Genomic DNA, 12452 nt, shown 5'->3' on the forward strand with positions numbered 1-12452 from the left:
ATGATTTATGGTAAGTGGTACACATCGCCCTTCATATATACATATTTCAACACAAGCAATTGTCAATAATTACTTAAAAATTAAAGGGCAACTACCTAAAGGAACCCAAGTTCATGCAGTGATTAAGGCCAACGCTTACGGTCACGGTGCATTACCTGTTGCCAAAGCACTCTGCGAAGCCGATGTGGACGGTTTTTGTGTCGCTATTTCAGATGAAGCATTAGAATTACGCGCAAATGATATTTCTCGTCCCATTCTAATACTCGGTGTCACGCCGGTTGAGGACGCCCCATTACTTGCTCAAAAGCAAGTATCGGTCACTGTTTCCTCCCTACACTATCTCAAAGAAGCTTATAATCGACTAGGTGATTCACCTACTCACCCGTTAAACGTCCACTTAAAAGTCGATACGGGAATGGGACGAATTGGTCTTCGCCATGCAGAAGATTTACAGCCATTGGTTAATTTCATTGCTAGTCACCCGTCTGCCTTTAAATTAGAAGGTATCTTTACTCATTTTGCAACGGCAGACAATCTCTCTAATTGGGAAACAGATGTTTTTGAAAGTCAGGCTCATCGTTTCCAAAATATTGTGACAGCCCTTGACTTTAGTCAATTGCCAAATCAACCTGTTTGTCATTATTCAAACTCAGCCATGTGCTTATGGCATCCCGAAATGACATTAGATTGGGCACGATTAGGAATCGCCATGTATGGTTTAAATACGACGAATGATGCCATGGCATTACCTTACGATCTAGAACCTGCACTAAGTTTAACATCAACGATTATCTACGTTAAAAAACTTTCTGCCCATGAAACAATTAGTTATGGTGCAACATACACAACTTCTCAAGAAGAATGGATTGCAACATTACCTATTGGTTATGCTGATGGCTGTCCACGCCAATTAACAGGATACACAGTCCTTGTTGACGGTCACGAGTGTCCTATTGTCGGTCGTGTTTGCATGGATCAATTGATGATTCGCTTACCTAAATATTATCCTGAGGGAACACCTGTCACTTTTATTGGCCGTAGCAAAGATAAAGTGAACCGAGTAGAAGATATGGCAAAACATTGCGATACTATTCCGCATGAAATAACATGTGGTTTCTCTAATCGTTTACCCCTTTACTATTACTAAAAATGAACTTAATACTGGAGGTCAAGACGCATGTTGTCTTCAATCCCATTTCGAATTAAAGTCCGTCCGATTACTGCCCAAGCGATTGGGCAATATAATCAAACATCATTTCATCGCCATGAATTAGTCTTTGCTAAGAAGCCGATTCAACTCTTATTTGATGATGATGCCAAGGTCCCATTAAATATGTACCATATTGCTGTCCTACCTAGTTCAGTAGCGCGTCGGTTAGAATTACCTAAAGCTAAAAATAATCAACCAGCTGGAGACTATGGTTTTTTCGTTTCAATTAGTGATAACTTTTTAAAATCAATTTCTGAAAGTTTTATTGACACACCTGAAACCCTATCCTTATTTAATGAACCCCACATTTTACATTATTCATTTAAAACGTGGCGGCATCTCTTACATATTGTCGATAAATTAGACTATCGTTTGAATGAAGAACCAACAGATATCTCACGGAAAATTTCCTTTGCCCTAGCTTCCCAATTATTTTTGGAAATTTATGAATTATTAAAAAATCCAAATGCCGAAAAACTCAAGGTTGATGAGCGGGAACAATTAGCTTTTCAAATAAAAACTTACGTAGAAGCACATTATTCAGAAGACATTACGATTACAGAAATTGCTGATTTATTCCAAGTGAGCACTTCAACTATTAATCGCTTTTTCCATGATTATTTCGAATCGACTCTCTATCGATTTATTTTATTCCTTCGCCTACAAGCTGCCCATGACTATATCGAACAAGGGTATTCGGTCACAGAAAGTTGGCAAAAAGCTGGTTTTAATGATTATAGTAATTTCTATCGTGCTTTTATGAAACACTTTCACTATCGCCCTCATGAAACTGTAAAAAAATAAAGTGGACTGATAAAATCAGCCCACTTTTTAGTTATTGTTGATTAAAGTAAGAAATAAATTGTTCGAATCCTGTACGTCCATCGTCATCTGTTTTGAAGACACCCGCATCTTCAAGAATCCGAGTAAAGATATCTCCTAAACTTTTTTCGACAATTTCTTGTGCTTCTGTTTCAGTTGTTGGGTGATAATTGGCTTTTAAATCCTCCGCCCAAGCTTGATGCATCGTTTCTACTTGAGATAATTCTTCTTTATCAAGTAAGAAAGCTCTAACATCAGCTAATTCTGTTTTTAGACGTGGCGGTAAAATCGCCAATCCCATCACTTCAATCAATCCAATATTTTCTTTCTTAATATGTTGGACATCAGCATGAGGATGGAAAATACCATCTGGATGTTCTTCATTTGCACGATTATTCCGTAAGACTAGGTCCATTTCATATTGTCCATCTTTCATACGTGCAATTGGCGTAATCGTGTTATGCCGTTCATCGTCAGTATAAGCTAAAATATCACGCGCTTCATCAGAATAACCAATCCATGCTTGTAATATATCATCAGCACATTGAACTAACTGTTCTTTATCACTCGTACGTAAACGAATGACTGACATTGGCCAGTCGACTAAACCGGCTTCAATCATTGGATAGTTATCCAGTGAAATGTGTTGATAAATAGGGGCTTTTTCCATTGGGAAAGTATGGTGGCCACCTTGATAATGATCATGGCTTAATACAGACCCACCCACTCCAGGTAAGTCAGCATTTGATCCCACAAAATAATGTGGTAAATGATCAATAATCGCTAATAAGTTTTTAAACGTTTGTTTATGCACTTTCATTGGTTCATGATGTTCATTAATAAAGATAGAATGTTCATTATAGTAAACGTATGGAGAATATTGGAAACCATATGTTTTGCCATCTAAATCTAATCGAACAATCCGATGATTTTGACGTGCCGCATGAGATTTATCGCCTTTAAATCCTTCATTTTCGAAGCATAGCGCACATAATGGATAGTTGCTACTTGGATTATTTTTAGCAGCTGCGATTTCTTTCGGTGATTTTTCTGGTTTAGACAGATTAATGGTAATTTCCATTTCACCGTATTGACTTTGACTAGTAAATAAAATATTTTTGGCAATATTACGTGTTTTAATATAATCATTTTGTTGGGCTAAATGATAGAAGTAATCCGTTGCTGCTTCAGGACTCTCATTATGGTATTTATCCCAGAAAATATGATTAACGACTGATGGCTGTGGAGTTATTAAATCCATCAACTTCGCTTCAAAAATTTCTTGATCAGCGTGTGACTCATCAATCATTCCTTTTTCGCGTGCGAATTCTACCAATTGGTCCATGGCACTCAATAAATCACCTGATTGATTGGTATCCTCTAATTCGTCGATACTGTTCAAATCAAAGATTGCCAATAGCCGGTTCGTCACATAGTTTTTATCAATTGCCGAGATGGCTTCTGATTCAATAGCAGCATGAACAAATTGTTGAATAGCTGCTTCGATTGTTCCTTTCATTATTTCTCCCTTTCCTTATTAATCTGAAACTTTTTCAGCACCTGGTCCAATTTCAGCAACATAGAAGCTAGCAGCATAACCAATTTTTTCTTTGTATGCCTTATTAATGACATCAATAACGTGATCTACGTTATCTTTATTGACTAAAGCAATAGCGCAACCGCCCATACCTGCTCCTGTCATACGAGCACCTAGGACACCGTCACATTCCCAAGCTTCTTGAACCAACGTATCTAATTCAACACCAGTCACTTCATAATCATCACGTAAACTAATATGTGATTCATTTAGTAATTGACCGAATTTTTCTAAGTCACCGGCTGCTAATACCTCTTTAGCTGCTTTGGTCCGATTATTTTCAGATACAGCATGTTTTGCTCGTTTATACAAAATAGGATCAGTTAATAAATCACTATTAGCTTCAAATGTTTCGTTCGTTAAATCACCTAACGTTTGAATATCTAATTTCTCTTGTAAGCGTGCTAACGCTGCATCACTTTCTTGGCGACGTTGGTTATATTTAGAATCTGCCAATTCGCGACGTTTATTCGTATTCATGATTAAAATGACATTGTCTTTAAAATCAACTGGAACTTTTTCGTAGTCTAGTGTATTAACATCTAAATATAATGCCGTGTCAGTTTCACCAAAACCAACAGCAAATTGGTCCATAATTCCTGAATTAACACCAATAAAATGATTTTCCACTTGTTGGCCAATTTTCACTAAGTCTAAACGAGAAATATTCAATTGGTCCAAATCATCAACAATAACACCAATCAATAATTCTAATGAAGCTGAAGAGGATAAACCTGCACCATTAGGGATATCACCGTAAATCAATAAATCGAACCCTTGAGTCACCTCATGACCTGCTTTTTTGATAAAGTGAACGACACCTTTCACAAAGTTAACCCATTCATCATCGTCATCGTAGGTCAAGTCATCATCAATATTAAAAACTTTAGTGCCTAAATCAGCAAAGTTTTCAGAGTAAGCGTGAACTTCCTTATCATCACGCAACCCCACTAATGCCATTGTTCCTTTTGTAATAGCACAAGGGAAAACATGTCCTCCACTATAATCGATATGTTCACCGATTAAATTCACACGACCAGGTGAAAAATACGTTTTATCGTGTTTATAACCAAAAATATCGTTAAATTTAGCAGCTAATTCTTCTGTATGTTTTAAATCCATAATTGTCACCTCTTCTATCTCTAATTAATAAATGTCTAGATAGATAGAAAGGCTGGGACACATGTCCCAGCCTCCTATCGCTTATTAGCTGGAAAGCTTTACAACTTATTCGTCATCGTCATCATTCATCATTGCTTGTAATTTTTCATTAACGTTAGCAATGTTTTCTTGACTTGATGCCACATAGTCTTCGTCTGTACCAACTAGCTCTCCATTAATAAATGATATGATCATTGGTAAGTTCATACCTGCATATAATTCAATGTTTTTACCAGCAAGAACTAATTTAGAAACCACATTACATGGTGTTCCACCCATTAAATCCGCAAAGACAACCATTTCATCCATAGATTCAGTTGTTTCTAAGAATTTTTTTTGGAAATCTTCAGGACCTTCTTCTGGTTCTAAAATGACTGTATGAATGTTTTCTTGTTCTCCCATAATCATTTCAGCACTTTGTTTAATACCTTCTGCAAAATGACCATGACTAACTAAAACCAATGTTTTCACTCTTTAAAATCTCCTTCTATTGAATAACTCCTAATGCTGAAAGTGCAACACAGACAACTAATACAATAAAGATTGCTTTTGTAGATGTCATACGTTTTCTACCTAGTAACCAGTAAACACCACCAACGATTGCTGCTGGTAATAATCCTGGCATAATTTGGTCAGCAATGTTTTGAACGTCAACAGTAACATCACCAAAGTGTGGTGTAATCGCAAATTGAACACGTACCATTGTCGCACATAGGGCACCTACCATGAATACCCCCATTAAAGTAGCAGCATCAGTTAAAGCTGTTAATTTGTCTGACATTGTTGTAACGAATGCTGAACCTTCACGGTAAGCAACATCAATAGATTTCCAACGGAAGAACATAACGAAGATGTTCGCTACAATCCAAATAAATAGACCAGTTGGGTTACCTTGGCTTGCCATGTTTGCTGCAATCGCACCGAAGATGGTTGGTAATAACGCACCAAAGATTGAGTCACCAATCGCAGCGAATGGTCCCATTAAACCAGCTTTTAAACCAGCAACCGTTTCTTTAGCTGCGTAACCTTCTTCTTCTTCGACCGCTAAGTCAATACCTGTAACAATCGTATTTAAGAAGTTTGACGTATTGAAGAATTGTGCATGAGTTTTCATCATGTCTTTTAATTCATCAGTATTGTCTCCGTACATTTTACGTAATTGTGGAAGGATAGTATATAGATATCCTGATCCTTGCATTCTTTCATAGTTCCAACCAGATTGGAAACCGAATAAGCTACGACGGTTAATTTGATTGAAGTCTTTTTTCGTTAATTTATAATTAGATTTCGTCATCCTCAATTTCTCCTTCCATATCTGCGTCTACTTGGTTAGCGTTATTAACCGGTTGTTGTTGTGGTTTGGCATTGTTGTTTTTGAATGAAATAGCTGCTAGAGCAAAACCAATTAATGCAATTGTTAACATTGGTAGGCCATTGAATGTTGCACCAAGATCTTCAACAACAGATGCTACGCCTGTTCCTAATACTTGAACATTTGAGAATAGAGTTGAGAATAATACAGTAATAATGAAACCTAAGATTAAGTAAGGGAAGTGTTTTTTCACTGGTAAATATCTTAATAAAATTGCAAAACCTACAGCAGGTAATACTGCACCAGCAACTGTTAATCCGTTACCTAACCATGCTAATTGATTATTTAAAACATCAACAACTGCTTCAACAACGCCACTACCAAATACTAATGCTAAAAATACTGGAAGTGCACGAGAAAGTGTCCATGATAAGTTACCTAATAAGAAGTTACGTTCGATTCCTTTGTAGTTATGATTTTCAATATTTGTATCTACACGGTGTGCAAAGAAAGTATTTGCGAAACGTGCAAGAACGTCTAATTGAATCATTAAGGCTGCTACCGGAACCGCTAAAACTGCGATTGCTTGTTGTGGGTCCATGTCAATTGCGATTGAGAATGCTGTTGCTAAAACTGAACCTGAGTTAGCATCGATACGTGAAGCACCACCGAAAGTACCAACACCTAAAATCGTTAATTGCATACCACCACCGATAATTAAACCAGTTGTTACATCACCCATTACTAACCCAGTGAAGAATCCTGCGAATACAGCAGAACCTGCTGATGAATAGATATGTAATTCATCCCAGATTTGGTACCCTGCATATAAGGTTAGTAGTAAAATTTGCCACCATTGAAATTCCATTATTCTTCCTCCACAATAATTATGCTTCTTTTAAAAGTTTCATTAAGTCTTGTTCTGGATCATTAGGTACCATTTGTGCTTTTAAGTAGACACCTTTGTTATCCAATTCTTTAAAGACTTCAACGTCTTCGTCAACCACATTGATTGAGTTTGTAATTGAACGTGTTTCGTCTGTTTGTGACATGTTACCAACGTTAATAGTATCTAATGGCACACCTGCTTCAATTAAGCGTAAGTATGTTTTTGGACGACGAGCCACAATGAAGACACGTTGTGAATCATATTTACCAGCTAAAATGTTTTTAGCGGCTTTTTCAACAGGTAGTACACTTAATTTAACACCTGCTGGAGTAGCAAGTTTCAATCCAGATTTTTCAATTGGATCTTCACTTACTCTATCGTCCACTACCATGATACGACTAACATTTAATTTAGTACTCCATAAGTTAGCGACTTGTCCGTGAATTAAACGACCGTCAATACGTGCTGCAACAATTGTCATAAATAACTCCCTCTTTCTTTTTTTATTCTTTTATATCCATTACTTTTGGCGAATCAACTAGGTTGATATGGTCTTGATATTTGCCTTCAGTTTCAAATACAACGATTTCATTTTCGCCACTATGTAAGAAACCTTTAGCCACATATAATGTTAAGTAAGGACCCACTTCCCAGTAACGTCCAACATTGTGGTTATTAACGAAGACCACACCTTTACCAAATCCTTCCATATCAATGAAAGTATCTTTCGGTTGATCAATATCCACAGTAAATTTATAAAAGCCTGGTTGATTATTATGATGGTCTTTAGTGTAGTCAATTGCAGAAACATCTTCTAAACTCAATGGATATTGAACCCAATCAGTCGCAAAGTGTAAGTCAATTGCTACGCCATTACGAATTCCTTTTCGTTGTGTCGGAGCGACAAATTTATGTCCATAATTGACACGTCCCATGTTTTCAACAAGTACTGTCAAGTCAGTAACTTCAGTATTTAACTTCACATTAATGTCTTCCCCAATTTCTTCTTGATATTGGGTTTTAACATGATTGCCATTGGTGTAGACGTGTACTCGGTCACGAGCGTCAACCACACGAATTCGTTCTGGATCATCTGTATCTTTTTCAATTTGTGTTTGGTAAAGTGTATATCCTGTATTTTGTCCTAAAGCTTCCATTGTTTTTGGATATTTAGTCCGTTGTGGGGTTACTAAATCATCCGCCACTTCAAATAATGAAACTTTATCTGTTAATGGGATATCACTAACTGCCATACTTTCTTTAACTAACGGTTCTTTGGTTTCGTATTCTGGGAAATATTCATTCATCATTTTTTGTAATGCATAATATTTCTCAGTTGGATTACCTTGCTCATCTAACGGAGCTCCATAATCATAAGACGTCACTTGTGGTAGATCATGTTGCAACCGTGCAGAACATCCATTCATAAATCCAAAGTTTGTTCCTCCGTGGAACATATAAAGGTTAATTGATCCTAATTCCATAGCTTCTTTAACGGCATCTACTAATTCATCAGTTTCCCGAGTTACAATTGGTTCATTATAACGATTAAACCAACCATCCCAGAATTCCATTGTCATTAGTGGCCATTTTTTACCATGTTCATCGAAGAATGATTGCATAGAATCAAAGTTTTTCTTCGCTTTAGAACCGAAGTTTCCGGTTGTAAAAATATCTTCATCAATTAATGAACCGGCTCTTAAAGTTGCACGCCATGGGCCATCTGATGTAAATAGTGGTTGTTTAATTCCACGTTCAAGCATCATATGACTTAATTGTTTTAAGTATTCTTTATCTTCGCCATATGAGCCATATTCATTTTCTACTTGGAACATTAAGACGTTGCCACCTTCACTTAATTGGTGAGGTAATAGTTTAGGAATTAAGTGATCGTAGTAACGGCCAACATATTCTAAGTAGCGAGAATCTGAAGAACGTAAGCGCACATCTTTCTCAAGTAACCACGCTGGCATGCCACCAAATTCCCATTCTGCACAAATATATGGCGATGGTCGAACAATTGCATATAAACCTAGTTCTTGAGCGATATTTAAAAATCGTTCAATATCTAGCATACCATCAAAATGATACTCGCCTTCATAAGGCTCATGCATATTCCAAGGAACATATGTCTCTACTGTATTAAATCCTAATGCTTTTAAGTTATACAAAGAATGGTACCAATCATCTGGATGTACACGGAAATAATGAATAGCTCCTGACAGAATTTTCATTGGTTCGCCATTTAGTATAAAATCTTCTTTTATTTCAAACTGTGCCATGCTTTCCTCCCTTTCATCATAGTGTTTATCGATTTAGTTGCAAAAAATAATTTAATATATTAATATAAGGTTTCAAAATAGTTATCAATTGAAAGGCAGGCCGTTAGAATTATGAAAAAACCAAAATACGAAATGATTAAAGATGCATTACGTAAAGAAATCACGTCAAGTCATCATTTTAATCCCGGAGATAAATTTTACACAGAAGCTGAACTCGCTAAGAAATTTAACGTGTCTTCCATTACTGTTATCCGGTCTTTAAACGAACTTGTTAACGAAGGTTATCTCGTTCGCTTTCAAGGAAAAGGAACATTTATCTCTCGTGCTCGTAAAGATCAGCCCATTAAATTCTCCGATGAAGAAGTATTCCCCATCAAAAATGATCACGTCAAAGTGTTAACCTTAGAACCAGGAAACAATCCTGAAATCCTTAAAAAGTTAAACTTAGCAAAAGATGATACCTATTACATCATCGAACGTGTCCGCTATAATGTAGACGATCCCTATATTTTCCAAAAATCATATATCCCAAGCGCTTACATTGACAAGAGCGATTTAAATCCAGTGTACTACACCTCAATCTATCGGCGCTTCCATGAAGATTTTAATATCGATATGTCCCAACAATATTTTCGGGAAACTAACGATGTTCGTTTAGACATTCCTGAGAAAGTCCATCAAGAACTAGAACTTAACCCTCATGAACCCTGTGTCTATCAAAACCGGCTAACGGTTGGTAGAGATAGCGGGAATACGCTGGAAATTGTTCACTCTTACAAAAAATGGAACTATTTTAAAATTAAAATACAGTCCAATGATTGGGAATAAGGGGGGAAGCCCCCTCGCTACCCTTTCATTAATAACTATCGATTGTTTAGGTCAACTAATTAATCGATTTTTTTGTTCCAAGGAGTTGCTGTTTCTTTTAAGACAGCATTTAATGCTTCAATATTTGCTTTACCTTCTGTACGTAACCATTCTAATGTTGTTTCTTCGCGGTCACCTTCAGCAGTTGCGTAAACTTCTACACTATTTTTCCATGTAGACCGTCCACATAATACACCATTAAATGTTGAACCTGCTTCTTTAGCAAATTTCAATGTGTCTTTGAATAAGTCCATTGAAACACCTGCACTTAAGAAGATGTATGGTAAATTAGTTGCTTCAGCTTGTTCTTTGAATGCTTGTTTTGCTTCTTCTTGTGTATAAACAACTTCACCATCGCCGTAACCTTCAACAAAGTTCATATTAACAGGAACTTCCATTTTTAGTACGTCAACTTGGTAACGTGGGTCTGAGAAGACTTTCATCATTTCGTTAACTTTGTGAGGTTTTACTTTAGCAAATTCAGCAGATTTAGCATCTTCAATATTAGCGTCGTAAGAAACTAATTCTAGGAAGAATGGAATATCTTCAGCTGCTGCTTCACTACCTACACGTTCAACGAAAGCTTTTTTCTGATCGTTAATTTCGTCGCCTTCATCAACATCATAGTAAACTAAGATTTTAACAGCGTCGGCACCAGCTTCTTTAATACGTTTAGCTGACCACACATTTAATAAGTCTGGTAAACGTCCAGGTGTATCAGCGTCATAACCTGTTTTTTCATAAGCTAGTAATAAACCAGCTGAGTCATCTCTTACTTTAGTTGCTGGTAAACCATATTCTGGGTCTAATAAAATTGAAGAGGCATATTTTGTCAATTCTTTAGACACAAGGCTTTTGAATTCTTCAATTGTTTCTTGGTCTGTGTCAGCACCAAAACCATCTAACATACGGCGTAATGCACCACGTTGGTCAATCGCTAATGCAGCGATGACATCATCTTCATTAGATAATTGTTTTAAAGCAGCTTTTTTGTTTTCTGATAAATGTAACATAACATTTTCCTTCCTTTTTATTTTTTATAATTTTGAAACCATTATGAAATTAAAATTCGTGGATAGTAACGCCTTTAACCACCCGATTGACTGTACCTGTTGCTGAAGGAGTATCTGGTGTGTTATCCACTTTTACTGAGGTTAATAGTGCAAATGTTTGTGCCACCATAATATAAGGTAAGGCTAAGTATCCTGCTGGTAATAGAATAGCATCACTTGAGAAAGTGAAGCGAGAACCTTCAAACTCTTTACCTGAGTCTTGAGATTGTTGTTCGATACCTACAGTTGCTTGCGCAATATCATCAGTAGCTACTTCAGTTAAAATATCGTAATCATATTGACTTGTATATGTATCGTTAGCGACAAAGTCAAACACGATTGTTTTCTCGTTGATAAATGATTTTGGTCCATGACGGAAGCCCATAGAAGAATCAAACACTGTAGCAACTTGGCCAGCTGTTAATTCTAATAATTTTAATTGTGCTTCACGAGCTAGTCCAGATAAAGCACCTGAACCTAGATAAACCACACGATCATAATCTAAGTCGACCCATTTTTGAATATCTTCTTCACGGCTAACAACTTCTTCACCTAAAGTAGCAGCTGCTTTAACATATTCTGCTTTTTCACTATCAGCTGTTGTATCAAATACTAACATGGCAGATAATGTCATACATGTGAATGATCCTGTCATAGCAAAACCAGCATCGTTAGATTTTTCAGGCATTGATAATAGAAATTCATTCTCTTTGCCTTCACTTTCAGTTGCTAATTTTCCTTCTGGTGCACATGTAATCAACAAGTGATAAATATTGTTAACATATTTATTCGCAATTTCTTTGGCTGCTAAGCTTTCAGGACTATTCCCGCTACGTGCGAATGAAACTAAAATCGTTGTTTCATCTGGGAATAAGTAAGATTGCGGATGTGCCACAATATCAGTTGTAGCATAAGATTCAAAAACGAATTGGCTTGTATCCCCTGTTTGGTTTAAATGTGGGGTAACCGTATCACCAACATATTGAGAGGTTCCAGCACCAGTAAAAATCACACGTACGCGTTTGCCTTGACTATCTGCGGTAACTTTAGCTAAGAAATCTTTAATTTCTTGTTTTTTACCTTCATAAATATCAAGCGCTTCTTGCCATAATTTTGGCTGTTGCTTAATTTCTTCAGTTGTTATGCGAGCCCCTAATGTGTCTAATTTTTCTTCACTATAGGTAAACATAAGTGCCTCCTTATAAATTTAATATATCAACTTTTCAAATTTAGCATATTAAATTTCGACGAAAAAGTCAA

The 12452-nt window shown here is 36.5% G+C and carries 12 protein-coding genes; 3 read left to right on the forward strand and 9 right to left on the reverse strand.

The window, feature by feature from the left end; translation table 11 throughout:
• The first annotated feature begins 7 nt into the window (after window positions 1-7).
• Both alr and B8955_RS01185 read left to right on the forward strand, forming a co-directional pair.
• On the forward strand, window positions 8-1147 hold the full coding sequence (gene alr, locus B8955_RS01180; RefSeq protein ID WP_084097846.1) for an alanine racemase: 1140 nt from the start codon (window positions 8-10) through the stop codon (window positions 1145-1147).
• Between the two features lie 30 nt (window positions 1148-1177).
• Window positions 1178-2014 carry an AraC family transcriptional regulator gene (locus B8955_RS01185; protein WP_084097847.1) on the forward strand — a complete coding sequence of 279 codons (837 nt, stop codon included), beginning with the start codon at window positions 1178-1180 and terminating at the stop codon, window positions 2012-2014.
• Between the two features lie 31 nt (window positions 2015-2045).
• Here B8955_RS01185 and galT read toward each other — a convergent pair whose 3' ends face one another.
• The 7 genes from galT to B8955_RS01220 all read right to left on the reverse strand — a co-directional run bounded on the left by galT (window position 2046) and on the right by B8955_RS01220 (window position 9273).
• Entirely contained in the window at window positions 2046-3551 is a 1506-nt protein-coding gene (galT, locus tag B8955_RS01190; protein WP_084097848.1) for a UDP-glucose--hexose-1-phosphate uridylyltransferase, read from the reverse strand.
• A gap of 18 nt (window positions 3552-3569) precedes the next feature.
• The gene (locus tag B8955_RS01195) at window positions 3570-4751 is read right to left on the reverse strand and encodes a galactokinase (protein ID WP_084097849.1); all 1182 of its coding nucleotides are present in this window, start codon (window positions 4749-4751) and stop codon (window positions 3570-3572) included.
• A gap of 105 nt (window positions 4752-4856) precedes the next feature.
• Window positions 4857-5261, reverse strand: a complete 405-nt coding sequence (locus B8955_RS01200) for a PTS sugar transporter subunit IIA (RefSeq protein WP_084097850.1) — start codon at window positions 5259-5261, stop codon at window positions 4857-4859.
• Between the two features lie 16 nt (window positions 5262-5277).
• A complete protein-coding gene (locus B8955_RS01205; RefSeq protein WP_084097851.1) occupies window positions 5278-6084 on the reverse strand; it encodes a PTS system mannose/fructose/sorbose family transporter subunit IID in 807 nt (268 codons plus the stop codon).
• On the reverse strand, window positions 6071-6970 hold the full coding sequence (locus tag B8955_RS01210) for a PTS mannose/fructose/sorbose/N-acetylgalactosamine transporter subunit IIC (protein WP_084097852.1): 900 nt from the start codon (window positions 6968-6970) through the stop codon (window positions 6071-6073). The genes B8955_RS01205 and B8955_RS01210 overlap by 14 nt, the downstream gene beginning before the upstream one ends.
• 19 nt (window positions 6971-6989) lie before the next feature.
• Complete coding sequence (locus B8955_RS01215; RefSeq protein ID WP_084097853.1) at window positions 6990-7472, reverse strand: PTS sugar transporter subunit IIB; 483 nt, start codon at window positions 7470-7472, stop codon at window positions 6990-6992.
• 22 nt (window positions 7473-7494) lie between these two features.
• A complete protein-coding gene (locus tag B8955_RS01220; RefSeq protein WP_084097854.1) occupies window positions 7495-9273 on the reverse strand; it encodes a glycoside hydrolase family 35 protein in 1779 nt (592 codons plus the stop codon).
• A gap of 111 nt (window positions 9274-9384) precedes the next feature.
• Here B8955_RS01220 and B8955_RS01225 point away from each other — a divergent pair, with 111 nt between their 5' ends.
• Window positions 9385-10101, forward strand: a complete 717-nt coding sequence (locus B8955_RS01225) for a GntR family transcriptional regulator (RefSeq protein WP_084097855.1) — start codon at window positions 9385-9387, stop codon at window positions 10099-10101.
• A gap of 59 nt (window positions 10102-10160) precedes the next feature.
• Here the strand turns inward: B8955_RS01225 and lacD are convergent, their stop codons facing one another.
• The gene (lacD, locus tag B8955_RS01230) at window positions 10161-11153 is read right to left on the reverse strand and encodes a tagatose-bisphosphate aldolase (protein ID WP_084097856.1); all 993 of its coding nucleotides are present in this window, start codon (window positions 11151-11153) and stop codon (window positions 10161-10163) included.
• 49 nt (window positions 11154-11202) lie between these two features.
• Complete coding sequence (locus tag B8955_RS01235) at window positions 11203-12381, reverse strand: SIS domain-containing protein (protein ID WP_084097857.1); 1179 nt, start codon at window positions 12379-12381, stop codon at window positions 11203-11205.
• Window positions 12382-12452: the final 71 nt, after the last annotated feature.

Source organism: Aerococcus suis, assembly GCF_900176325.1.
Taxonomy (GTDB): domain Bacteria; phylum Bacillota; class Bacilli; order Lactobacillales; family Aerococcaceae; genus Aerococcus; species Aerococcus suis.

What these genes read in the sequence shown, in the direction of transcription:
- alr (WP_084097846.1), top strand. Translation starts at nt 8, where the DNA reads ATGGTAAGTGGTACACATCGCCCTTCATATATACATATTTCAACACAA.
- B8955_RS01185 (WP_084097847.1), top strand. Translation starts at nt 1,178, where the DNA reads ATGTTGTCTTCAATCCCATTTCGAATTAAAGTCCGTCCGATTACTGCC.
- galT (WP_084097848.1), bottom strand. Translation starts at nt 3,551, where the DNA reads ATGAAAGGAACAATCGAAGCAGCTATTCAACAATTTGTTCATGCTGCT.
- B8955_RS01195 (WP_084097849.1), bottom strand. Translation starts at nt 4,751, where the DNA reads ATGGATTTAAAACATACAGAAGAATTAGCTGCTAAATTTAACGATATT.
- B8955_RS01205 (WP_084097851.1), bottom strand. Translation starts at nt 6,084, where the DNA reads ATGACGAAATCTAATTATAAATTAACGAAAAAAGACTTCAATCAAATT.
- B8955_RS01210 (WP_084097852.1), bottom strand. Translation starts at nt 6,970, where the DNA reads ATGGAATTTCAATGGTGGCAAATTTTACTACTAACCTTATATGCAGGG.
- B8955_RS01215 (WP_084097853.1), bottom strand. Translation starts at nt 7,472, where the DNA reads ATGACAATTGTTGCAGCACGTATTGACGGTCGTTTAATTCACGGACAA.
- B8955_RS01220 (WP_084097854.1), bottom strand. Translation starts at nt 9,273, where the DNA reads ATGGCACAGTTTGAAATAAAAGAAGATTTTATACTAAATGGCGAACCA.
- B8955_RS01225 (WP_084097855.1), top strand. Translation starts at nt 9,385, where the DNA reads ATGAAAAAACCAAAATACGAAATGATTAAAGATGCATTACGTAAAGAA.
- lacD (WP_084097856.1), bottom strand. Translation starts at nt 11,153, where the DNA reads ATGTTACATTTATCAGAAAACAAAAAAGCTGCTTTAAAACAATTATCT.
- B8955_RS01235 (WP_084097857.1), bottom strand. Translation starts at nt 12,381, where the DNA reads ATGTTTACCTATAGTGAAGAAAAATTAGACACATTAGGGGCTCGCATA.